This is a genomic window from Haloarchaeobius caseinilyticus (assembly GCF_051207395.1).
In the GTDB taxonomy this organism is placed as follows: Archaea; Halobacteriota; Halobacteria; order Halobacteriales; family Natrialbaceae; genus Haloarchaeobius.
In genome coordinates, this window is the sequence record NZ_JBPJZC010000001.1 from 1466315 (window position 1) to 1488068 (window position 21754).

General features: G+C 64.8%; 21 protein-coding genes. 9 read left to right on the plus strand and 12 right to left on the minus strand.

What is annotated here, in order from left to right; all coding sequences use genetic code 11:
- On the minus strand, positions 1 to 1311 hold the full coding sequence (gene hisS, locus ACSC1P_RS07740; RefSeq protein WP_435359564.1) for a histidine--tRNA ligase: 1311 nt from the start codon (positions 1309 to 1311) through the stop codon (positions 1 to 3).
- A 416-nt stretch (positions 1312 to 1727) separates the two neighbouring features.
- On the opposite strand from hisS, the gene ACSC1P_RS07745 reads away from it, so the two are divergent.
- On the plus strand, positions 1728 to 2777 hold the full coding sequence (locus ACSC1P_RS07745) for a sensor histidine kinase (RefSeq protein ID WP_435359565.1): 1050 nt from the start codon (positions 1728 to 1730) through the stop codon (positions 2775 to 2777).
- Between the two features lie 151 nt (positions 2778 to 2928).
- Here ACSC1P_RS07745 and ACSC1P_RS07750 read toward each other — a convergent pair whose 3' ends face one another.
- From ACSC1P_RS07750 to ACSC1P_RS07765, 4 genes are all read right to left on the minus strand, one after another.
- Positions 2929 to 3519 carry a DUF7411 family protein gene (locus ACSC1P_RS07750; RefSeq protein WP_435359566.1) on the minus strand — a complete coding sequence of 197 codons (591 nt, stop codon included), beginning with the start codon at positions 3517 to 3519 and terminating at the stop codon, positions 2929 to 2931.
- Positions 3519 to 3869 carry a DNA-binding protein gene (locus ACSC1P_RS07755; protein ID WP_435359567.1) on the minus strand — a complete coding sequence of 117 codons (351 nt, stop codon included), beginning with the start codon at positions 3867 to 3869 and terminating at the stop codon, positions 3519 to 3521. The genes ACSC1P_RS07750 and ACSC1P_RS07755 overlap by 1 nt, the downstream gene beginning before the upstream one ends.
- A gap of 88 nt (positions 3870 to 3957) precedes the next feature.
- The gene (locus tag ACSC1P_RS07760) at positions 3958 to 4413 is read right to left on the minus strand and encodes a 30S ribosomal protein S19e (RefSeq protein ID WP_435359568.1); all 456 of its coding nucleotides are present in this window, start codon (positions 4411 to 4413) and stop codon (positions 3958 to 3960) included.
- A 51-nt stretch (positions 4414 to 4464) separates the two neighbouring features.
- Positions 4465 to 5514 (minus strand): lysylphosphatidylglycerol synthase transmembrane domain-containing protein, encoded by a 1050-nt coding sequence (locus tag ACSC1P_RS07765; RefSeq protein ID WP_435359569.1) that lies wholly within the window; start codon positions 5512 to 5514, stop codon positions 4465 to 4467.
- A gap of 102 nt (positions 5515 to 5616) precedes the next feature.
- On the opposite strand from ACSC1P_RS07765, the gene thiL reads away from it, so the two are divergent.
- A complete protein-coding gene (thiL, locus tag ACSC1P_RS07770; protein WP_435359570.1) occupies positions 5617 to 6513 on the plus strand; it encodes a thiamine-phosphate kinase in 897 nt (298 codons plus the stop codon).
- A gap of 274 nt (positions 6514 to 6787) precedes the next feature.
- On the opposite strand, the gene ACSC1P_RS07775 is transcribed toward thiL, so the two are convergent.
- The 4 genes from ACSC1P_RS07775 to ACSC1P_RS07790 all read right to left on the minus strand — a co-directional run bounded on the left by ACSC1P_RS07775 (position 6788) and on the right by ACSC1P_RS07790 (position 10036).
- Positions 6788 to 7921, minus strand: a complete 1134-nt coding sequence (locus ACSC1P_RS07775; RefSeq protein ID WP_435359571.1) for a site-2 protease family protein — start codon at positions 7919 to 7921, stop codon at positions 6788 to 6790.
- Positions 7922 to 8276: 355 nt separating this feature from the next.
- Complete coding sequence (locus ACSC1P_RS07780) at positions 8277 to 8528, minus strand: DUF7123 family protein (protein ID WP_435359572.1); 252 nt, start codon at positions 8526 to 8528, stop codon at positions 8277 to 8279.
- A gap of 276 nt (positions 8529 to 8804) precedes the next feature.
- A complete protein-coding gene (locus ACSC1P_RS07785) occupies positions 8805 to 9641 on the minus strand; it encodes a molybdopterin synthase (RefSeq protein ID WP_435359573.1) in 837 nt (278 codons plus the stop codon).
- 38 nt (positions 9642 to 9679) lie between these two features.
- On the minus strand, positions 9680 to 10036 hold the full coding sequence (locus ACSC1P_RS07790; protein ID WP_435359574.1) for a hypothetical protein: 357 nt from the start codon (positions 10034 to 10036) through the stop codon (positions 9680 to 9682).
- 237 nt (positions 10037 to 10273) lie between these two features.
- Between ACSC1P_RS07790 and pyrH the strand changes: the two genes are divergently transcribed.
- Positions 10274 to 10990: a UMP kinase gene (pyrH, locus tag ACSC1P_RS07795; protein WP_435359575.1), complete on the plus strand. Its 717-nt coding sequence runs from the start codon at positions 10274 to 10276 to the stop codon at positions 10988 to 10990.
- A 117-nt stretch (positions 10991 to 11107) separates the two neighbouring features.
- Positions 11108 to 12763: a lysine--tRNA ligase gene (gene lysS, locus ACSC1P_RS07800; protein WP_435359576.1), complete on the plus strand. Its 1656-nt coding sequence runs from the start codon at positions 11108 to 11110 to the stop codon at positions 12761 to 12763.
- 27 nt (positions 12764 to 12790) lie between these two features.
- Here the strand turns inward: lysS and ACSC1P_RS07805 are convergent, their stop codons facing one another.
- Positions 12791 to 13057: a hypothetical protein gene (locus tag ACSC1P_RS07805; protein ID WP_435360265.1), complete on the minus strand. Its 267-nt coding sequence runs from the start codon at positions 13055 to 13057 to the stop codon at positions 12791 to 12793.
- A 172-nt stretch (positions 13058 to 13229) separates the two neighbouring features.
- Between ACSC1P_RS07805 and ACSC1P_RS07810 the strand changes: the two genes are divergently transcribed.
- Positions 13230 to 15029 carry a site-2 protease family protein gene (locus ACSC1P_RS07810; protein WP_435359577.1) on the plus strand — a complete coding sequence of 600 codons (1800 nt, stop codon included), beginning with the start codon at positions 13230 to 13232 and terminating at the stop codon, positions 15027 to 15029.
- A gap of 4 nt (positions 15030 to 15033) precedes the next feature.
- On the plus strand, positions 15034 to 15327 hold the full coding sequence (locus ACSC1P_RS07815; protein WP_435359578.1) for a hypothetical protein: 294 nt from the start codon (positions 15034 to 15036) through the stop codon (positions 15325 to 15327).
- Here the strand turns inward: ACSC1P_RS07815 and ACSC1P_RS07820 are convergent.
- Positions 15291 to 15818, minus strand: coding sequence for a PadR family transcriptional regulator (locus ACSC1P_RS07820; protein WP_435359579.1), 528 nt, complete (start codon positions 15816 to 15818; stop codon positions 15291 to 15293). The genes ACSC1P_RS07815 and ACSC1P_RS07820 overlap by 37 nt on opposite strands.
- 143 nt (positions 15819 to 15961) lie before the next feature.
- Between ACSC1P_RS07820 and ACSC1P_RS07825 the strand changes: the two genes are divergently transcribed.
- Both ACSC1P_RS07825 and ACSC1P_RS07830 read left to right on the plus strand, forming a co-directional pair.
- Positions 15962 to 16291: a DUF7957 family protein gene (locus ACSC1P_RS07825; protein ID WP_435359580.1), complete on the plus strand. Its 330-nt coding sequence runs from the start codon at positions 15962 to 15964 to the stop codon at positions 16289 to 16291.
- Between the two features lie 58 nt (positions 16292 to 16349).
- Positions 16350 to 17882, plus strand: coding sequence for a heme-binding protein (locus ACSC1P_RS07830; RefSeq protein WP_435359581.1), 1533 nt, complete (start codon positions 16350 to 16352; stop codon positions 17880 to 17882).
- 476 nt (positions 17883 to 18358) lie between these two features.
- On the opposite strand, the gene ACSC1P_RS07835 is transcribed toward ACSC1P_RS07830, so the two are convergent.
- Entirely contained in the window at positions 18359 to 19411 is a 1053-nt protein-coding gene (locus ACSC1P_RS07835; protein ID WP_435359582.1) for an aldo/keto reductase, read from the minus strand.
- A gap of 152 nt (positions 19412 to 19563) precedes the next feature.
- On the opposite strand from ACSC1P_RS07835, the gene ACSC1P_RS07840 reads away from it, so the two are divergent.
- A complete protein-coding gene (locus ACSC1P_RS07840) occupies positions 19564 to 21702 on the plus strand; it encodes a glycoside hydrolase family 32 protein (RefSeq protein WP_435359583.1) in 2139 nt (712 codons plus the stop codon).
- The last annotated feature ends 52 nt before the right edge of the window (positions 21703 to 21754 follow it).

A 21754-nucleotide genomic window follows, 5' to 3' on the forward strand; every position in this document is an offset into this window, starting at 1 on the left:
TTACTCGAAGTCGGCGAGCGTCGGGCGGTCGTACTCGCCCGGGAACGCGTCGACCGGGACCGTCGTCTGGTCGCCGGAGTGCATGTCCTTGATGGTGAACTCGTCGTTCTCTAAGTCTTGTTCGCCGACGATGACGACCGTCTCCGCGTTGATGGAGTCGGCGTAGTTCATCTGTGCGCCGAAGCTTCTGCTGGAGACGTCCGTCTCGACGACGTTTCCGGCCTCGCGCAGGTCACGAGCGACCTGTGCCGCGACGGGGCGCGTGTCGCCAACTTGCAGGACGTAGTAGTCCGTCGAGACCGCTTCCTCGGGCCAGACGCCAGCGCGCTGGAGCAACAGCGGGAGCGTCGAGTTCATCACGCCGGGGGCGACGCCGACGGCGGGCGTCGGCTGGCCGCCGAACTGCTCGATGAGGTCGTCGTAGCGACCGCCGCCGAAGACGGAGCGAGACACTTCGCCCGCGGAGTCGAAGCACTCGAAGACGACGCCAGTGTAGTAGTCGAGACCACGAGCCGTCGTCAGCGACACGTCGCAGTATTCGCGGACGCCGAAGTCCTCGGTCGCGGCGAGCACGTTTTCGAGGTTGGCCACGGCGTCGTGGACCGCCTCGCTGTCGGACCACGCCGTGAGTTCGGCGAGGTCTTCGTTCCCGGCGAGGAGCAGGTCGTCGAACTCGCGGGCCTGGTCGTAGGAGAGGCCGGCCTCGTACAGCAGGTCGAGGTACTCGTTCTCCTCGACCTTCGCGCGCTTGTCGACCGCGCGGATGGCGTCGCGCTCGTTCACGTCTGCGTCGAACTCGTTCAGGAGTTCGCCGAGGATGTCTCGGTGCGAGACGCGGAACTCGAAGTCCTCGTTCGTCAGGCCGAGGTTCGTGAGCATGTCCGCGCAGTAGGCCAGAATCTCGGCGTCGGCGTCCGGTTCGGACGACCCGAAGATGTCCATGTTCGCCTGGTAGAACTCGCGGAAGCGACCCTGCTGGACCTGCTCGTAGCGCCAGAACGGGCGCGTCGAGAACCACTTGATAGGCTTCGAGAGTTCCTGCTGTTTGGCGACGACCATCCGCGCGACCGTCGGGGTCAGTTCCGGCGTGAGCGTGACGAGGCGGCCGCCCTTGTCCTCGAAGGCGTATAGCTCGTCGACGATGTCGTCGCCGCTCTTGTCCGTCCACATCTCGGCGCGTTCGAGCGCGGGCGTGGCGATTTCGCGGAAGCCGTAGCCCCGGGCCGTCTCCTCGACGGTGTCGATGACCTCCCGATAGGCGGCCATCTCGGCGGGGTAGAAATCGCGGAAACCCTTGAGTCCCTCGTACATACGCCGCGGTTCGGCAAGAGCGCGCTTGAAAGCTTTCATCGCGGCCGGTCTTGGTTGGGTAGCTGGTAGGTGTGGAAAGTGTTCAGTCAGGGTTCGTCGATGTGAGGACCGTTTCGAGCACAAAGGTCACGAATCACTATTCTGCTTGTGTAATGGTCGCTGGCGGCGACGAGCAGTCCAAGAGTCACGACGGTACATACCGCAGCCACGTCCTCCCCACCCGATTGCGCTCCTCGCTCACCTCCGGTTCGCTGTGGTGCTCATCCCTCGCGCGATATCTCCGCCGCGGACCTCGCTACCGCTCAGTCACGCTCGGACGCGCGCGCCAGAGTGGTCGTGTCGGAATCGCTGATTCCCAAGAACGGCTTCACTAGCCCCCGAGAGTTATAGTGTCGCGGCCGGAACGGCCGATGAACATGGCCACTGAGGACCGGACCGACACGGCGTGGCTGGTGCAGGTGTCAGAGCACCTGCCAGTGTCGCCCCTGTCGGCCCTCGGCGTCGTCCTCGCGGTCACCATCCTCGCACGCGCAACCTTCGACGGGGAACCGCTGGTCCGGGACGTCCTCGAAGGCACACTCCCGCTGGCTGCGAGCCTCGTCGTCCTCACCGTCGACCGCCAGCTAAAGCGCGATGGCGTCGGCACCCGCGACCGGTTCACCGTCTTCGCCTACGCGCTGTTCGGCTTCATGGTCGCCGCGATGGTCACTTCGTTGCACCTGCTCATTCTGCTCACTGACGGGGTAGACGTCTCCGACCCACTGTATCTCACACTGGTCGCGGGGACCGTCGGCGTCGGGGCGGGCACCGTCGCCGGGGCAGGCGAGGTCCGCCAGCGCATCGCGGCCAGAGAGGCAGAACGCCAGCGCGAACGACTCGACGAGTTCGCCAGCGTGGTGAGTCACGACCTGCGCAACCCACTGAGCGTCGCACACGCCGAACTGGAAGAGACCTTTCGAACCGGTGACCCATCGCACCTGCAGGGCGTGAAGCAGTCGCTGGACCGGATGGACGACCTCATTCAGGAGTCGCTCGAACTCGCCCGACAGGGCAGAGTCGTCGGCGAGCGCGAGTCCGTGGCGCTGGACGGCGCGGCGACGGCCGCGTGGGACAACGTCCAGACCGAAGCAGCCACGCTCGCGGTCGACTACGGCGGCAATCTGGAGGCTGACCGCTCGCGACTCGTGGAACTGTTCGAGAATCTGTTCCGGAACGCTATCGAGCACGGCAGCGACGACGTGCGAGTCGAAGTCGGGACCTGCGCCGACGGCTTCTACGTCGCCGACGACGGACCGGGCATCCCCGAATCGAAACGAGACGAGGTGTTCGAGCGCGGCCACACCGGGGCCGATGGGTCGGGACTCGGCCTCGCCATCGTGGCGTCCATCGCCGACGCGCACGGCTGGTCGGTCGGTGTCGACGAGAGCAAGTCCGGCGGGGCGAAGTTCGTCTTCAGCGTCACGTGAGAGCAATCGGAGCGGCCGAGACAGCCACTGCTGGCGAGGAGGGAGACAGAGACACCTGCGAGAAAGCGTCGACGGTCCATGCGACAGCAGACCCGGCGGTGTTATAAATTATTCCTGACAGTAACCGACAGGAGACCGGGCGAAAACGAGGTCAGCGCGTTCCGGTGACGAACGTCTGGTCGTGGGCCGGGAAGACCTCGTGAATCGCGCCTTCCCCCTCGCGTTCGGCCAGAATCGCACGCAACTCGGCCTCGTAGTCTGCTCGACGAATCTCCTCGCTCGGCCCGATAGTCACGTCGAGCTCCGCCCTGACGAGTCGGTCGACCGCACCACGACCGAAGCCAGACAGCGGCGCGATGTAGTCCACATCGTGGCGGTCTTCGAGACTTTGGGCTTGCGCACGCGAGACGGTCGGAACTCGGTCGTCACGGCGCGTCCCATCCGCGATGGCGTCGAAGCCCGCCTCGGCGAGGCGTTCCAGTGCGTGTTCGTGGACGTGCTGGATGGCGTTGCGCGGGAAGCCGTCGGTGACGAGTCGGTCCACTGCGGACTCGGCGACCGACCGGTCGAGTTCGAGTCGCTCGTGGTCGAAGCCGACAGCCGCGGCTGCGTCACGGGCGTGTTCCCAGTCCTCGGTCACGCCGAAGTGACCGGTGACGAGTGTCACGTCGTAGAACTCCGAGCAGAGGAGTGCAGCGAGCGTGGAGTCTTTCCCTCCGCTGTAGAGGAGTCCGAGCCGCATCAGCGACGGATGTTGAAGCTCTTGGAGTCGGGCTTGAGCTCGCGCAGCAGGGCCTTCATTTTGTCTTCGTCTATCTTACCCTGAATGCGACCGGAGCGGGCGAGGGCGACGACTTGCTGTTCGACCTGCTCACCGAAGTCCGGCTTGGACATCTTCACCGAGTTGAGCCGCTGGCGCGCGTCGGCGGTGAGGTACTGACGCAACAGAGCCTGCTTCTGTGCTTCGGCCTGCTCTTGCATGGCCTCTTGCGTTTCGGCGTCGGCGCCGCCACCCTGCTGCTGTTCTTTCATCTGTTCCATCTTCTCGCGTCGAAGCCGTTCGAGTTCGTCCTCGTCGGAACTTCCGCTCATGTGGGCACGTAGTCGATTAAGCAGGAAAATCGTTTCGACTGTCGAGATGGCAGTCGCTACCGACGCTGTAAAACGGAGAAGTCCGTGTTCAGGCGTACCGTTCGAGTTCCGGACGGTCGAGGTCTTCCATGACCTGGTCCGCCGTGTTGTCGAGGAGGCTGCGACCCTCGTCGGTGATATTGCGGCCCTGACCCTTCTGCGTCTGAATGAGACCTTCGTCTTCGAGCTGCTGGAGGATGGTCCGGATGACCTTCTTCGAGCCGCTGGCGCTGTGTGCCTTGGCGACGCGGTAGCGCGTCGACCCCTTCTTCGAGCCACCGTACTCGGTGGAGAGGCGGTCGACACCGACCGGGCCGTTGTCGGCGACCTTCCGCAGCAGGGAGCCTGCGCGGATGGCCCAGAAGTTGTCCTGCTCCGGGGGCAGTTCACGGTTTGCGCCTGTCTTCGTGAATTCGATCCACTCGGGTGCCTCGAGTCGTCCCTCGAGGTCTTCGGCGAGCGCCTCGATGAGCGCGTCCGCCGGAACGTCGTACATCGTCGTCATTGACGTGTCGTTCCCTCGCGCGGGTTAAAAGGCCATCGTCTTCTTCCCAGACTACCCCCGGTCGGCAGCACCGAGGGCCGCTGTGGCACTGCCCCCAACGAGGACGGGAACCCAGTAGGTGCCGATGCGGTGGAGCAAGATGGCCGCACTGATAGTCGCTGCTTCGACACCAGTGACGGTCGGTAAAATCATCAACAGGACGGTCTCGATACCGCCGAGTCCGCCCGGCAGTGGTGTGACGCTGGCGACGCTCCCGAGGGGGACCGCGAGCATCGCGGCGACGAACAGCCCCTCACCCCGGAGGCCGAGTGCGTACATCGACAGCCAGAGGCAGACGATGAGCATGAGCCACCCGATGGCCGAGAACGACAGCGTGGCCAGCATCGAGACACGGTCCGTGGCGACTCGTTCGATGGTGGCGAAGAAGCCCTCGATACGGTGACGAATCGCGTCTGGCGTCGGGGGAGACCGTGACGGAATGAGGCGGCCCACCCGCTGGATAATCGGCGAGACGACTCGCACGACCACCTCTTCGACACGGTATCGATTGTGCCAGCCGACGTACGCGCCGGCGGAGAGACAGACAGTCATGAGCACGACGACGACCGCCGCGTCGGCGAGCCGGTCGGTGAGCGTGACTGTCGCGGCGTAGTACGCGATGGCCGCGAGCGCGAAACCGACGGAGGGGACGAAGTTGATGGCATCGACACTCGCGATGGCCGCCAACCCCGTCTCGTACTCGTTGTCCGTAACTCGTGAGATGAGCAAGGCACTGAACGGTTCGCCGCCAGCCTGTCCGAACGGCGTGACGTTGTTGGCGAACGTCGCCGCCGCGTAGACGAGGAACACTTTCCGCACCGAGATATGGATGCCGAGCGACGAGAGAACAGAGCGTAACGCGAGTCCCCAGGCGAGCAGCCACACGAGCGACGCGCCGATGGACAGCGCGAAGATGCGCAGGTCGACCATGGCGAGTTGCTCGATGACGGCGTCGACACCGACGAACCAGAGGAGCACCGCGAGGACGAGAACTGCGCCACCGAATCCGGCAACCATGGCGCGAACGTCCCAGTCACCGGCCATGCCAACCTCGTCGCCCACGACTGGCTTGAACCCACCGACTTACCGGCGGCGTGACACGCACTCGCGGTACGCGACGGTCGACCGGTCGATTTTTCAGCGTACCCTCGAAAATCCTGCAGTATGGACGAACGGGCGGCGCTTTCCCTCCTCGGTGACGCAGTTGGACGCGCTGGCGACGACGCGGCCGTCGTCGACGGACAGGTCGTCACCACGGACATGCTCCACGAGCGAACGGACTTCCCACCCGGCACGACCCGCTACACGGCCGGCTGGCGAGCGGTCGGTGCGTCGCTCTCGGACGTGGCCGCGATGGGAGCCGAGGCGACGGCCGCCGTCGCGGTGTACGCCGACCCGGAATTCGTCGAAGACGACCTGCTCGCGTTCGTCACCGGCGCGAGTGACGTCTGCGAGGCTGTCGACGCGGAGTACGTCGGTGGCGACCTCGACACCCACTCCGAGTTCACGGTCGCCACGACCGCGCTCGGCCGGACCGACGACCCGATTCGGCGCTCCGGTGCGAACCCAGACGAAGACGAGGTCGCCTGCGTCACTGGGACAGTCGGGCGCTCGGCTGCCGCCCTCCGACTGTTCGAGCGCGGCGACACGGAACGAGGCGACGTCGAACGGGCCAACGACCTGTTCCAGTTCGAACCGCGCGTGGCCGCCGGGTGCGCGCTCGCGCCACACGCGACCGCGATGATGGACTCTTCTGACGGCCTCGCACGCTCGCTCCACCAGCTTTCGGAGGCGAGCGACTGCGGCTTCGCCGTCGAGTACGACGCAGTCCCGGTCGACGACGCAGTGCGAGAACTCGCCGCCGACGAAGCCGACGAACGCGACATGGCCTGCGCCTTCGGCGAAGACTTCGAACTCGTGTTCACGCTCCCGCGAGACAGCCTCGACGCCGCCCGCGACGCCTGTCCGACCCCGTTTTCGGTCATCGGCGACGTGACCGAATCGGGCGTCACGATGGACGGTGACCCGCTGCCCGACGACGGGTTCACGCACGGCGAGTGACCGGGCAGCCAAGCAATCTGGAACTTCGACGACCGATTTTCGAGTAGCGACTGGGGCGTCACAACCGCTCTGGCGCGCGCTGGCCCGGGTGTCGAACGATAGTGAGACCCCGGGCGGTAGCCGCGCGAGGGATGAGCGAGTGAAACGAGCGAATCGGTTGGGGAGGCTGTGGCTGCGGTCATCTGCACCAGCAGTAGTGGTCTACTCGGCAGAGGAGCAGCACTCGTCGGAAAGAAGTCCAGTTGCGAGACGCTCCGGACCGCGATTGGCAGACTCAGTTCACAATCGCGACTGGGACGGACATGAAGCACAGCAACCCGAGCGCGAACGTGAGGAACCCGATGGCCATCCTGGCCGTCCCGAGGTCGTCGTCGTCGCGCACCGGTCGGGCCGACCCGGCAGCGGCGACGAACGCGGCGAGACCACCCCAGAATATCCAGATGAACACGTTGTTCAGCGAGTAGTGTTCGATGTAGTGGAGGTAGCCCGCGAGGCCGAACAGGCCGACGGGAACCAGCGTCGCCACGGTGTCGTGGCGCTCGCCGAACATCGCCCGCATGATGTGCCCACCGTCTAACTGCCCCACCGGAATGAGGTTGAGCAGCGTGACGAAACAGCCAGCCCAGCCGCCGATGACGACCGGATGGACGTTCGTCAGCGGGTCCTGATACGTCAGCGGCTGGTTCGTCAGCGTGGCGAGAATTTTGATGAGCGGCGGGAACATCAGTTCGATGGTCACCGGGTCCGGCCCAGGGTCGAACCCCGGCGGAGCCGACACTGGCGGCAACTGCAGACCGACGATGGTGACGATGACCGTCGCGACCAGTCCAGCGAGCGGTCCCGCCGCGCCGATGTCGAACAGTGCTTTCCGGTCGGGCATCCGCCCACGCATCCGGATGACCGCACCCATCGTCCCGATGAGCGTCGGAAACGGGATGAAGTAGGGCAACGAGGCGTCCACGTCGTGGTAGCGACTCATCGCGTAGTGGCCGAGTTCGTGCGTCCCGAGGACGAACAGGATGGCCGCAGAGAAGGGCCACGCGACGGTTATCGCACGAATCGGTTCCTGTATCGGGTCGACGTAGAACCACTGTGCGCCGACGAGCAGCGTCGAGAAGACGGTCGCGACGAACAACAGGACGTTCTTCCACGGGAACCCGTCGATACCGTGTGATTTCGGCTCGGCGACGATGACGTAGCGACCCGATTTCGTGGTGAGTTGTGGCTCGAGCCCAGTGTCGTAGAACGCCTGCCAGACGTTCTGCATGACGACCTCGGGCGGTTTGAGCGGCATCCCGTAATAGTACAGCGTCTCACCGTCGATTCGCACCTCTTCGACGTAGAAATCCTCGGTGAACGCCGAGAGTGGGGGACCCCGTTCTGGCGATGACGGGTCGCTAGCAGCCATTGCTCGTTCTACGGCCGCCTGTCGTAAAAACCCACGGCGGGCAGGCGGTCGCTTCGCAACGAGGGCGGAATCGACTCACCCGACGGTGACTCTGCCGGGGCAAGGAGGTGGAGGGCCGAAGCAGTGCTGTCGCTCTACGGCATCGCTTCAAGAGAGACAGCAGTGGGGAGTCCGCGTCAGGGCGACGCGGCGTCTGCGGGGACCGACGAACTGGCGACGACAGGTGTGGGATGACGATGCGTCGTCACCGGGCCGGCGTGGGAGTGTTGGTGGAGTTGGTGTGGGACCCCGGATGGGGTGTGGGGTGCCGGGTGACCAGCGTTGGGGCGGCGTGGGGCGACCGCGTGGTGAGGGCTTACGCGGACTCGACGCGCCAGGTCGTCGCGCTCGTGTACGACCACTTCTCGATTTCGAGGTCGACCGCGGAGTCACGGAGCTTGACCATCAGTGCGCCGATCTCTTTCGGCGAGAGCCCGACGTCGTCGGCGATGAACTTGGACTTGAAGTACATCTCGCCTTCGTTTGCCTTTTCGCGCAGGTAGTCGGCAAGACGTGTCTCTTTGTTCACGGGCTCGCTTTCGGTGGAGGGGTTCTGGGTTGCGCTCATTTGCTTTCGCCTCACTCCATCCTATCCACTGTGGGATGGTATAAGGGGCAGATGCTTTGAGCTGTTTTTCCACGATTCGAGATAAATCGATTTAGTAACGTGTTTTTCGGGTGATTTTGCACCAGTTCTTACGGCACCAGAAACCGTTAGAAATTTTAAAATCGGTTCTAATGCTTTAGAACCGGTATAGCACATCCAGCAAAGAGACAGATAATTTCTCGTTCTATTTTTCGGAACATAGTCGTTCAGGCGGTGACTGCAAGTGGTAATTTTCGTTCATCGACGGTCGTGAACCCAGAACGACTCCTCGGTCGTTCGCTCTTTTTTGAATATAGGCACTTCGTCTTTGAGCCTATTGATGCCGTCTTCGACAGTTTCGAACGCCTCGCCACGATGGCCAGCGAGGACGACGACGAAGACGATGTCCTCGCCGTAGGGGATGACGCCGGTTCGGTGGTGCATGACGACCTCGAACACCCCGTCACGGGCTTCGAGTTCGCGCTCGATGACGCGCATTCGGTCTGCAGCGACGCCCTCGTACTTCTCGAACGTCAGCGACTCCGTGAAGTCGTCTTCGTCGTCCTCTTTCGCGCGGACACGCCCGGTGAACGTGGCGATGGCACCTGCCTTCTCGGCGTCTGCCGAGCGCTTCACTTGCGCGACCAGCGAGTCGAGGCACTCGTATGGATCGGTGGCGGTGAGTTCTTCACACACAGTTGGAACGTCTACATCCTCCGCGCGTGCCGCCGTCGCGAGCAGCCTGTCGCTGTCGGCTTCTGTGCTGGTGCCCGTCTCGTCGGTGAGCGCGTCCTCGCCGAGACGAATCTGCGGGACAACTGCGTCGGCGAACCCGTCGAGGACGCAGTAGTCGTAGGCGGGTGCGAGGTCCGAAAGCGTCTCAGAAAGCGTCCGCTCGTCGCCCGTCGCCGACCACGACGAGTCGCCGAGCGCGTAGTGGACGCCCGCACCGCCACGGTCGGCCGCCGTCGACGCCGAGTCGTCGTGTTCCTCGACGGTCGCCACCCGGCCGGTCTCGGCGAGGTGCGAGACGACCTGCGAGGCGAGTGTCCTCCTGCCTGCATCGGCTGGCCCGGCGACACCGACTACGTACATAGAACGATCGAAGGACGGCACGCGCTTGTAGGTTGCGTTCAGAACTGTTTCCAGGCGAGGTTGAGTGACCGGAGCCAGCCGAGCGAACGAAGCCAGCCGACTCTGAGGACACCGACTGGAAGCAGGACCAGTCGCACACACACCGCGAACAACGAATCTTTGGCGACGACGAGCGTGAGACAGAGTAAAACCCCGCCGACGAGTCGGCCTGCCTCGGCCCGACCGGTCTCGGCCCCGAACGCGATGGCGACGAACGTGAGTGCCGCGAACGTCGTCCCCACCACCCGCCGAAGGTCCGTGGTCGAGAGCGTCCCGTCGATGCGACGCTGTGCGGCGTAGCCGATGACGCCACAGCATGCGAGGCCAGCAACGGACGCGACGACCATCCCGAGCATACCCCAACAATAGCGTCGTTGACATAAAAGAGAGACGGTTGGTTCACGGGCTCAAACGCCCATATGAACCGCCTAACCCGCTGTTAGCGGTTGTTTAGCCGCAGCAGGGTTAGCTTGCTTCGCGCCGGAAACCGGCGTAGTCGGATCGGGCTGAGCCCGCCGAATCACTCAGTCTCGCGGAGAGACGCCACGAACTTGGCAACCCTTAAGAGACGTAGTCGGCTACACCGGCATAACATGAAGGTAGTCGTCTCCGTCGGTGGCAGCGTCCTCGCGCCGGAACTCGATGCGGCCCGGGTCTCCGCGTTCGCCGATGTCGTCAACGAACTCGTCGCGGACGGGTGCCAGGTCGCGGCCGTCGTCGGCGGCGGCGGCGTCGCCCGTGACTACATCGGGACCGCCCGCGAACTCGGCGCGAACGAAATCGAACTCGACCAGCTCGGCATCGATGTGACGCGGCTGAACGCCCGCCTCCTCATCGCCGCGCTCGGCGAGAACGTCGTCACCGCGCCCGCGAAGAACTACGAACAGGCCGGCGAAGTCATGCGCAACGGCGACGTGTGCGTGATGGGCGGCGTCGCACCCGCACAGACGACCGACGCCGTCGGGGCAGCCGTCGCCGAGTACGTCGGCGCGGACCTGCTCGTCTACGCGACGTCGGTCCCCGGCGTGTTCTCTGCCGACCCGAACGAAGACGAGACGGCCGAGAAGTTCGACCGCCTCTCCGCGGACGAACTCGTCGACGCCATCGCCGGACTGGAGATGAACGCTGGCTCCTCGGCACCGGTCGACCTGCTCGCCGCCAAAATCATCCAGCGCTCGGGCATGCGGACCATCGTCCTCGACGGGAACGAACCGAGGCGCGTACTGGAGGCCGTCCGCCACGGTGGCCACGAGGGCACCGACATCATCCCCGAGGGCGTCGGCGACGAACTGACGTACTGGGCCGAGTGACGCGGTAGCCGAGTCTCTCTTTGCGACCCATTTTCACTGCTTGACAACCCTTAAGAGCGACACAGCGGTACGCACGACCATGCAACGGACATCGACACGCTTCGGGGTGAGCGACCGGTGAGCGACGACGCCACCAGTCCGTACACCCTCTCCGCCGACGAGGGCGACGGCGAACGACACGTCTTCTGGGCCGACCGCATCGCGGACGTAGTCGAAGCGCGCGAGCCGGACGAACCCATCATCATCAAGGGCGGCATCTCGCCGTCTGGTGTGCCCCACCTCGGGAACATGAACGAGGTCATGCGCGGCTACTTCGTCGCCGAAGTACTGCGCGAGCGCGGCCACGAGGTCCGACAGGTGTTCACCGCGGACGACCGCGACCCGCTTCGCAAGCTCCCGCGAAAGCTGGCCGATTTGGACGGCGAAATCGTCGACCTCGGCGACGTGAACGCCGGGGCACTCGGCCGGAATCTGGGTCACCCCTACACCGACATTCCGGACCCGTTCGACTGCTGTGACTCCTACGGCGACCACTTCTCGAACCTCATCGCTCGCAGTGCCGAACTGCTCGAAGTCGAGTTCGACATCGAGTCCAACACGGACCTGTACGAGTCCGGCGAGATGGACGAAGTCGTCGAGTTCATCCTCGACCACGCCGACGAAGCCCGCGAGATTCTGGGCGAGTATCAGGACAAGGTCGACGAGGATTACGTTCCGTTCAACCCCATCTGCGAGGAGTGCGGGAAGATTACGGAGACGGTGACGGCTATCGACACCGAGGCTGGCACGGTCGACTACGTCTGTACCGACATGGAAGCAGGCGACAACACAATCTCGGGCTGTGGCCACGAAGGAACGGCCACCTTCCGCGAGGGCAAACTCCCGTGGCGCTTCGAGTGGCCCGCCCAGTGGCAGGTTCTGGGTGTGGACTTCGAGCCGTTCGGCAAGGACCACGCCGAAGGCTCGTGGCCCTCCGGGGACGACATCGCGCGGAACCTGCTGGGCAACGAGCCGCCGGTCCCGATGGTGTACGAGTGGTTCACGCTCGACGGGAAGGCGTTCTCCTCCTCAGAAGGCAACGTCATCCTCGTCCACGAAGTCTTGGAACTGCTGGAGCCAGAAGTCGTCCGGTACTTCTTCGCGAAGGACCCGAAGAAGGCTCGGGACTTCTCCATCCAGCGCCTCGACCAGTTGGTCGACGAGTTCGACCGCTTCGAGCGCCTGTACTTCGGCGAGGAAGAGGGCACCGAGGAGGAGACCGAGCGCGCAGCGCGCGTCTACCCGTTCGTCGTCGACGAGGTCGACGAAGACCGCATCCGACTACCGTACACGTTCGCGGCCGTCCTCTCGATGTTCCCCGACGAGCAGACGCGACTGGAACACGCGAAGAAGCAGGGGCACATCCCCGAGGATGCTTCCGACGCAGCTATCGACGCCGCCTTCGAGCGCGTCGAACGCGCCGAACACTGGGCACAGCGCACCAACAACGAGTACAACTACACTGTGCTTGAGGAACTGCCCGAAGTGGACTTCGACGAGGAGACCTGCGAGGCCCTCGACCAACTCGCCGACTTCGTCGCCGAAGGCCACACCGGCGACGAGATTCAGGGCGAAATCTACGAGTCCGCGAAGCGCCGCGACATGGACATGGGCTCGTTCTTCGGCGCGGGCTACCAGCTGTTCTTCGGACAGGACCAAGGGCCGCAACTCGGCCAGTTCCTCTCGAAGTTAGAGACGGAGTTCGTCGTCGAACGGCTTCGGCGCGAAGCCTGAGCAGCAGGTACTACTCGCGGCGAGTCGCTACTCGTCGCGCAGTTCGACCGCGATGGCGGTGAGGTCCGCTTTTCGGAACGACCCGCTGTCGGCCGCGTCGAGGTCGGCCACGTTTTCGCGTATCCCGTGGCGCATCTCGGACTTCGATGGGCGGCCATCGGTGTCGACGTCGGCACCGACGGCCTCGCAGATTGCCGCGAGTGACTCTTTCGTGAACCCGGTGGACTCCATGCGTTCGTACCGCCCGACAGTGACCCGAATCTCGTTGCGGAGCGCGTGAACCGTAGGTGACACTGGTAGGATGTGGATGGCCTCGCCCGAGTAGGTTGCGGTCGACCGCACAGGTCGCAATTCTCCCGTGAGTGAGGTGATTCGGTGGACAGTTCGCGGGCTCCGAACCCGGCTCGGTTCGGGTAACCCTCCCTAAACCAAAATCATTTGCCCGTCCCACCCCGAGTGACAGCCAATGGTCTCTACGCTGCAGTTGGTTCTCGTCGGCCTCCTCGCCTACTGGATGGCGGTGATTCTGGCCAAACGAGAGGGACTGCTCCCGTCGTACGTGTCGACGCAGGGCCCGATCCTGCTGTTGCACACGCAACGAGGGAAGGAGTTCCTCGAATGGCTCGCCGGCCCCAAACGGTTCTGGCGAGCGTGGGCGAACATCGGGGTGGGTATCGCACTCGTCGTGATGGCTGGCGCGTTCCTCTTCCTGTTGCAGGGCGCAATCGCCATCATCCAGAACCCGCCGGCACCGAGCGCGGTGAACCAGCCGAAGAACGTGCTGGTCATCCCGGGCGTGAACGACTTCCTCCCGCTGTCGGTTGCCCCTGAAATCCTGTTCGGCCTGCTGGTCGGCCTCGTCGTCCACGAGGGCGGCCACGGCCTGCTCTGCCGTGTCGAGGACATCCGTATCGAGTCGATGGGCGTCGGCCTGCTCGCAATCCTACCCATCGCGGCCTTCGTCGAACCGGACGAGGAAGACCGCCGGAAAGCGAATCGCGGCGGCCAGACCCGGATGTTCGCCGCGGGCGTGACGAACAACTTCGCGATTACACTCATCGTCTTCGCGCTGCTGTTCGGCCCCGTCTCTGGGTCCATCGCCCTCGCAAGCGGTGCCCACGTCGGTGGGACGCTGCCGGGGTCGTCGGCCGCCGACGCCGACTTGCAGTTCGGTGATAGAGTGACTGCGGTCGACGGCACGGCCGTCGAGAACAACTCACACCTCGGAGAGTTACTCTCTGCGACCGACCAGCAGACGGTCCAAATCGAGGTGAACGGTGCGGACACGCGGACGATGGAGCGCTCGGTGCTGGTGACCGAGTCGCTACAGGACGGCCCAACCGGGTTAGACATCCGGTCGACCATCACGTCCGTGAACGGGACGCCGGTGGCGACGACGAACGAGTTCAAACGGGCGCTCGCGAACTCGTCGGGGCCGGTGACCGTAACCGCGGAGACGCCCGACGGCGAGACGAAGACGACCGATTTTGTCGCTGGCGCGTACACGCAGATACAGGCTGGCGGTCCGCTCGCAGACGCTGGCGCACCGGAAGGTGAGACGGTCATCGTCACGAGCATCGACGGCCAGCGGACGGCCGACTGGGAAGCACTCGCTGCCGGTATCGACGACACCGAACCGGGCCAGACTGTCCCGATCGTCGCCTACGTGGACGGCCAGAAAGAGACGTATCAGGTGACGATGGGCGACAGCGATGGGTCGTCACATCTCGGCGTCCTCGGCATCGCGCAGGGGACGACGGGGCTGGTCGTGACCGACCTCGGACTCCAGTTCTACCCGTCGAACAACTACCTCGCACTGCTCGGCGGCGGTGACCAGTCCGGGTTGAACCAGTTCGCCCAGTCCTTCTTCGGGAAGATGCTCCTGACCCTCATCCTCCCCGTCGCGGGCGTCGCCTCCGGCGGTGCTGGTTCGCTCCCGTACAACTTCGCGGGCTTCACCGGCGAGATGACGAACTTCTTCGTCGTCGACGGCCCGCTCGCGTTCCTGGGCGGCGGCGTGTTCTTGCTCGCCAACCTGCTGTTCTGGACCGGCTGGATCAACGTCCAGCTCGGCTTCTTCAACTGCATCCCGGCGTTCCCGCTCGACGGCGGGCACATCCTTCGGACCTCGACCGAGGCAGTCATGTCGCGGTTGCCCATCAAGGCGACCCGCGGTCGCGTCCGGTTGGTGACGACGACGGTGGGGCTGACGATGCTGTTCAGCTTCCTCACGCTCGTCATGGGGCCGCAGTTGCTCGCCGGGTAAGTCGATGGTCGGTCTCGAAACGCTCGAACCGTTCGTCGCACCGGCCATCGTTCTGCTGCTGTTCACGGTCGCCCAGCACGTTGCCGACGACGACAGCAGGTTCGGCCAGTACGCGTGGTGGCTCCTGCTCGGCGCGTTGACGCTCGTGTTGCTCGCTGGAACCGCGTGGCTCGCGCTGTCTGGTGACTCGGTGTCGCTACTGGTCGGCGTGGCGCTATTCGTGTACGTCTGCCTGTTCGTGGTCGCCTTCTGGCGGGCGACTCACTCCTCGTCGTCGTCGATGCCGTGGCGGGCGTAGAACTCGTCCGGCGTGTCCGTGATACGGTCGAAGTCGTCGGCGAAGTAGTGCTCGTGATGGCGAATCATCTGCTCGACGATCCAGCCAGAGAACTCGTCGTCGAAGCGCCACTCGCCGTCTTTCGCCGGGACTGAAAATCGCTCGTCGGTGGCGAAGGCGACGTAGACGTGGTAGAAGCCGAGGATGACGTCGGCGAACTCTCGGGCCTTCGTGGCCGACTCCACGCGCCGGTTTTCGAGTTCTTCCTGCCCAGACTCGGTTAGTTCGAAGTATTTCCGGTCGGGTTCGTCCTCACGCTCGATGCGCTGGGCCCAGCCCTCGTCTTCGAACTTGTAGAGGATGGGGTAGACGGAACCGTACGAGGGCTCCCAGTGACCGCCGGAGATGTCGCGTATCTCTTTGAGTATCTCGTACCCGTAACGAGGTTTCTCCGCGAGGAGTTCGAGCACGAGGTAGGCGATGAGTCCTTTCGGCGGTCCGCTTTTCCGCATTGCTCCAGCATTGCTCTGGTCGAAGGGAAAGGGTTTCGGTACTCACGGGAGGGAGTGTGCGTCAGGATTTTGGCAGTCTTGGGCGATGTCGACGGTGTCAGAGAAGCCGTTATGTCAGTGGATTTTGGACGGGTACAGAACCGATGGACGTGCGAACCGAGGGACGGACACTGCACATCGGCGACGTTTCGGTCGAACTGCCCGCGGAGCCGGCACAGGTACGACGCTTCGGCAGGGTTGTTCTCGTCAGGTTCGACTCCTCGACCGAGGCCGTCGACGCTCGGCGGAACGTCTGGGCCTTCGACGGGAGGGGTGACCGGATTTGGCGAATCGACCGAGCCGTTGGACCGAACAACACCTATGTGGACGTCGTAGACCGAGACGGCGAGTTATGGGCGTACAGCTGGTGTGGCATCGACTACCGGGTAGACCCAGAAACCGGCGAACACGTCGACAGCGTCTTCACGAAGTGAGGAACCCATCGACGACGAGAACAACAAGCCATTAACCGACTCGCTCGAAGGTCCGGACATGGAGCGACGCGAACCTCCGATGACGGAGGAAGGCTGGTACGCACTGCACGACTTCCGGACGGTGGACTGGGACGCGTGGCGCGACGCCCCCGAGCGAGAGCGCGAACGCGTCCTCGGTGAGGGTGTCGCGTTCTTCGATGCCCACAGCGACCCCGATGTCGGCGGCACGGCCATCTATTCTGTAATCGGACACAAAGCCGACCTGCTCGTGGTTCACCTGCGAGAGTCGATGGCGGACCTCGACCGCCTCGAACGGAGTTTCGAGACGACGGCACTCGCCGAGTACACCGACCAGACGAGTTCGTACGTCTCGGTGACCGAAGCGTCGGGCTACACCGAGCGCGCCCAGGAGTACTTCGAGGGCGAAGTCGACGACGACTCCGGACTGGCGCAGTACATCCGCTCGCGCCTCTACCCGGAGATTCCGGACAAGGAGTACGTCTCGTTCTACCCGATGAGCAAGCGCCGCGGGCCGGAGGACAACTGGTACGACCTGCCCCACGACGAGCGCGCCGAGCACATGGCGAGCCACGGCGACATCGGCCGTGACTACGCGAGCAAGGTCTCGCAGATGATCACGTCCAGCGTCGGCTTCGACGACTACGAGTGGGGTGTCACGCTCTGGACCGACCAGCCGACCGAACTCAAAGACCTGCTGTACGAGATGCGCTTCGACCCCTCGACGAGTCGCTTCGCCGAGTTCGGGACGTTCTACTTCGGTCGCCGGATGGAACCGAGCGACCTCCGGGCGTTCCTCGCAGGCGAGGCAGTCCCGGCCGAGGGCGGCGGGCACCACCACGGAGACAGCCACGGACACGGCCATCACGGCAGCGACGATGGCGGTCACCATCACGGCGGCCACGGACACGGCGACGATGACGGCCACCACCACGGAGAGGGCGGCCACCACGGCGACGCCGGACAGGACGAGAAACCGGGCACCGACGTTCGCGAGACGCTCGAAGACCGCGGTGTCTACGGCGGCCAGCCCCACGGCGAGGACGTGTACGCTGTCGTGCTCTACTCCGAGGCCGACGAGGACGAACTGTTCGAGGAGGTCGACGGTCTGCGCGGGAACTTCGACCACTACGACTCGCACGTCAAAACGGCCGTCTACACCAGTGACGGCGACGCGCCGACCGGCATCGTGAGCATCTGGGAGACGCAGTCGGCGGCCGACACCGCCAGCGGCTTCCTCACCGACCTGCCCGGTATCGTCCGGCAGGCTGGCGACGACGCGGAGTCGGACACGTGGGGGACGATGGGGATGTTCTACACGGTCAAACCGGAACACCGCGAGGACTTCACCGAGAAGTTCGCAGTCGTCGGTGAGGTCCTCACCGACATGGACGGCCACGTGCAGACCGACCTGCTGGCCAACGTCGAAGACGAGAACGACATGTTCATCGCCTCGCGTTGGGACTCGAAAGAGGACGCCATGGCCTTCTTCCGCTCCGATGCGTTCTCGGACACGGTCGACTGGGGCCGCGACGTGCTCGCGGACCGCCCGCGACACGTCTTCCTGGCCTGAAAAGCCGCCACCCGGTCACCACGCGCCGCTCTTTCTCACGTGGACCGATAAAAAGGCGACAGGAGACGGTTAAGAAACGTGTCCGACTCCTGCATGCCATCGCCTGCCGACCCGCGGGGGGTTGCGGAAACGTGGCAGACGGCCCCGACTGCACTCTGGGGGGCTCGTGCGGTCGGGACGGTACGGACGACAGGGACAGGCATCGGCCCGTATTTCGACACGCACCGCGCTGGACGAGTGGTCGAACCGGTGAAACACGAACGGAATCACGTCGTCTCGGGCGGAGAGTCGAACCTGTAAGAGACTCGGACGACGACCAGGACCAATACCAGCAAATCCGCCCTAGTCGCGGCCCGGAGCCACTCCTGTGCGCTCTCAGTCACGAGGGACCTCGCCGAGAGCACATATAAATAGCACCTGGAGCAGTAAAGCTAATCGCCCGTTCGGTGCCGGCCAAAACGGCCGCAAACGGCCGCTCAGGCGACTTGTTTGTCGATATCGGCGTCTTCGATGTCCTCACCGCCGACCGAGGAGCGAAGCACGTCCATCCCATCGCTCCGGTCGATGTCGAATCCGTCCGCGTAGAGGGCCGCCACCTGCTCGTACTCCTCGTCGCTGAGGGGTGGCACGTCGCTGGCGGCCGCCCACTCGTCGATGTCCTCGGTGGTCCGGAACGTCGGCGTAATCGAGGCGACCGAATCGTGGTAGAGGAGCCACTGGAGGGTCCCCTGCGACAGCTTTCGCTCGCCGTCCTTCTCGAGGAATCGTAGCTTGTCGACTTTCTCCCAGCCTGTCTCGTACCACGCGTCGGGGCGGTACGCCCGGTGGTCGCCTTCGTCCAGTTCGGTGTCACGGGTGACCTGTTCGTTCAGGACGCCCGAGGAGTGTGGCACACGCGGAATGAGGCTGGTCGGGGAACCAGTCTCTTCGATAGTTTCGAGGAAGTGGTTGCCGACCTCCTGTTCGAGTGCGTTCCAGACGAACTGGAGGGAGTCGAACTCCTCCGTGATGGCCATGTCGCCCTCTGCCAGCCAGCCGATGGAGGGGCCGAGCGCCCAGCCAATGGCGTTCACGAGACCCTCCTCGCGGAGTTCGTCGAGCGTCTCCAGTACGTCCGCGTCGACCTCGTCGACGTTCGCGTTGTGGAGTTGGAGCACGTCGATGGTGTCGAAGTCGAGTCGCTCCAGACTGCGCTCCGTGGCGGTCCGGATGTACTCGGCGTTCAGCTCTTTCGGGAGTTCGCCGTGGCCCGCCTGCGGGTTGTTGTAGAAGTCGTAGCCGACCTTGGTGGCGACGACGACCTCGTCGCGGCGGTCGCCCAGTGCCTCGCCGATGAGTTCTTCGCTGCGGCCGTGGCCGTACACGTCGCCGGTGTCGAAGTACGTGATACCGGCGTCCAGCGCGTACTGGACCATCTCGATGGCCTGCTCCTCCGTGCGGTCGCCCCACCAGTCGGTGCCGACGACCCACGCGCCGAAACCGATCTCCGAAACCTCCAGTCCGGAATCGCCGAGTTCGCGGTACTGCATATCCACGGCTTGGGAATCGGGGCACTTAGCGCGTGTGCTTCGTTCCCGGACAGTGAGAACTGCCGCGCAGCGCCTGCAACCGACTGAACCGCCGTGTTCAGTTCTGCCACAAGGTGTGCCCTTTATCTCGCTCCCGAGTAAACACCCGCCAAATGGACGAGCTACCGGTCCGCGTGGCGTGTCTCACCGCCGCGGACCTGAGCGAGGAACAGCGCGCCGCCTACGACTGGTGTGCCGGCGCGGCGGCCCGGGCCGACCGTCTCTCGTTCGAAGTCGTCGCCGACGGCGCAGTCGATTTGACCGCGTACGACGTGGTGTGGTGGCATCGCGACGAACCACTGGACGTGGACGTATCGGGCGCACGGGTTCCTCTGCGCGCCTACGTCGAGTCCGGCGGCGGGCTACTGTTGAGTCTGCGCGCGATGGAAGCCGTCGCCGACCTCGGCTTCGACTCGGTCGCCCCCGATTCCACCGGCGTCGAGGAGATTCACGGGCGGGCTGGCGTCCTGCGCCGGTCGCTGCACGACGCCCATCCCGCCTTCGAGACGTTCGACGGCTCGCGGGTGTTCACTCGCGCACCCAACCGTGAGCAGTCGTTCGCCCGGTACGAGCGACTCGCGCCGGGCAAGGGCGACGTGCTGGCCTGTTCGGTCCGCGGCGACGAGGATTTGGTCGGCCACCGGACCCTGGTCGAGTGGCGACCCGGCAGCGGCCGCGTCATCGGGGCCGGGAGCGCGCTCGGCTTCCTCGACCCCGGCGACTACGAAACGGCCATGCACCACGAACAGTTCGCGCGAAATCTCCTCGGTGCGCTTGGAAGCACCCGACCGGCCGACACGTGGGGGCGACCGACCGACAGCGATGGCTTTGCTCGCCTGCGCGAGCAACTCTCTGACGACCACCACCGCCCGGCGTATCACCTCTCGCCGCCAGCGAACTGGCTCAACGACCCGAACGGACTCGTCGAATACGAGGGCGAGTACCACGTCTTCTACCAGTACAACCCGAGCGGGCCGTTCCACGGCTCCATCCACTGGGGCCACGCTGTGAGCGACGACCTGCTCCACTGGCGGGACGAACCGGTCGCGCTCGAACCGACCCCCGGTAGCCCGGACCACGACGGCTGCTGGTCCGGCTGCACAGTGATAGACGACGGGACGCCGACACTGGTGTACACCGGCGGCCACGGCCACGTCCAGTTGCCCTGTCTGGCGACGAGCGACGACGGCCTCCAGTCGTGGACGAAGGACGAGCGAAACCCGGTCATCGCGGCCGCGCCCGACGACCTCGACATCCTCTCGACAGAGGACTGGGAAGCCGAGTTCCGCGACCACTGTGTCTGGTACGACGACGAAGCCGACTGCTGGTACCAGCTCATCGGCTCCGGTGTGACCGATACTGGCGGCACAGTCCTGCTCTACCGCGCCGACGACCTCGCGGAGTGGACCTACGTCGGCCCGCTGCTGACCGGCGAGGACGGCCACGGGACGGTCTGGGAGTGCCCCGAACTGCTCGACTTCGGTGACGAGCAGGTCCTCCACGTCTCGAACTACGACGAGGTTCGATACTTCGTCGGCGAGGCCGACCTCGGAACCCCAGCATTTCAGGTCGAACACGAGGGCGTGCTCGACTACGGGGACTTCTACGCGCCACAGTCGCTCACGACCACGGACGGGCGCGAACTCACCTTCGGCTGGCTGCCGGAAGCCCGTGGCCTCGACGCGCAGTGGGAGGCTGGCTGGTCCGGCCTCATGTCACTCCCACGTGAAATCGACATCGGCGACGACGGCGAGTTGCGCCAGCGCCCCGCCGCCGAAGTCGCCTCGCTCCGTGGTGACCTACTCGACGGTCGGCAACTCGGCCTGCCGACCGAGGCGCATCGGCAACTCTCAGTCGACGGGAGCGCGCTCGAACTCGAACTGTGGGTCGACCCCGAACCCGACGCCGTCTTCGAACTCGGTGTGTGTGAGTCACCAGCGCTCTCCGAGCGAACCGCCATTCGTTACACCGGCGACGAACTCGTCGTCGACCGGTCTTCGAGCAGTCGCGGCCCCGCGGCGGCCGACGACGAACAACGGATGCCGATTCCCGACGACGGCCCGCTGGAACTGCGCGTCTTCGTCGACGGCTCAATCGTCGAACTGTTCGCCAACGAACGCCACTGCCTGACCAGCCGAGTCTATCCGACCCGGGAGGACGCCACTAGCGTCTCGGTCCACTCTCTCGGTGGGCCGGTCGACGTGGACGTGAAAGCGTGGGCGATGGAGCGCGTCTGGCCTGCTGGCCGCTGACGGAGTGGGCAAGAGGGTTCGTCTGCTGGGTGATTTTCTGCCGACGAACGTC

Coding starts and splice junctions, on each gene's coding strand:
- ACSC1P_RS07755 (WP_435359567.1), bottom strand. CDS start 3,869: ATGAGCGGAAGTTCCGACGAGGACGAACTCGAACGGCTTCGACGCGAG.
- ACSC1P_RS07820 (WP_435359579.1), bottom strand. CDS start 15,818: ATGCGGAAAAGCGGACCGCCGAAAGGACTCATCGCCTACCTCGTGCTC.
- ACSC1P_RS07775 (WP_435359571.1), bottom strand. CDS start 7,921: ATGGCTGCTAGCGACCCGTCATCGCCAGAACGGGGTCCCCCACTCTCG.
- ACSC1P_RS07785 (WP_435359573.1), bottom strand. CDS start 9,641: ATGTACGTAGTCGGTGTCGCCGGGCCAGCCGATGCAGGCAGGAGGACA.
- ACSC1P_RS07830 (WP_435359581.1), top strand. CDS start 16,350: ATGGAGCGACGCGAACCTCCGATGACGGAGGAAGGCTGGTACGCACTG.
- ACSC1P_RS07745 (WP_435359565.1), top strand. CDS start 1,728: ATGGCCACTGAGGACCGGACCGACACGGCGTGGCTGGTGCAGGTGTCA.
- thiL (WP_435359570.1), top strand. CDS start 5,617: ATGGACGAACGGGCGGCGCTTTCCCTCCTCGGTGACGCAGTTGGACGC.
- ACSC1P_RS07825 (WP_435359580.1), top strand. CDS start 15,962: ATGGACGTGCGAACCGAGGGACGGACACTGCACATCGGCGACGTTTCG.
- ACSC1P_RS07835 (WP_435359582.1), bottom strand. CDS start 19,411: ATGCAGTACCGCGAACTCGGCGATTCCGGACTGGAGGTTTCGGAGATC.
- ACSC1P_RS07840 (WP_435359583.1), top strand. CDS start 19,564: ATGGACGAGCTACCGGTCCGCGTGGCGTGTCTCACCGCCGCGGACCTG.
- ACSC1P_RS07810 (WP_435359577.1), top strand. CDS start 13,230: ATGGTCTCTACGCTGCAGTTGGTTCTCGTCGGCCTCCTCGCCTACTGG.
- ACSC1P_RS07780 (WP_435359572.1), bottom strand. CDS start 8,528: ATGAGCGCAACCCAGAACCCCTCCACCGAAAGCGAGCCCGTGAACAAA.
- ACSC1P_RS07790 (WP_435359574.1), bottom strand. CDS start 10,036: ATGCTCGGGATGGTCGTCGCGTCCGTTGCTGGCCTCGCATGCTGTGGC.
- ACSC1P_RS07760 (WP_435359568.1), bottom strand. CDS start 4,413: ATGACGACGATGTACGACGTTCCGGCGGACGCGCTCATCGAGGCGCTC.
- ACSC1P_RS07750 (WP_435359566.1), bottom strand. CDS start 3,519: ATGCGGCTCGGACTCCTCTACAGCGGAGGGAAAGACTCCACGCTCGCT.
- pyrH (WP_435359575.1), top strand. CDS start 10,274: ATGAAGGTAGTCGTCTCCGTCGGTGGCAGCGTCCTCGCGCCGGAACTC.
- hisS (WP_435359564.1), bottom strand. CDS start 1,311: ATGTACGAGGGACTCAAGGGTTTCCGCGATTTCTACCCCGCCGAGATG.
- ACSC1P_RS07815 (WP_435359578.1), top strand. CDS start 15,034: ATGGTCGGTCTCGAAACGCTCGAACCGTTCGTCGCACCGGCCATCGTT.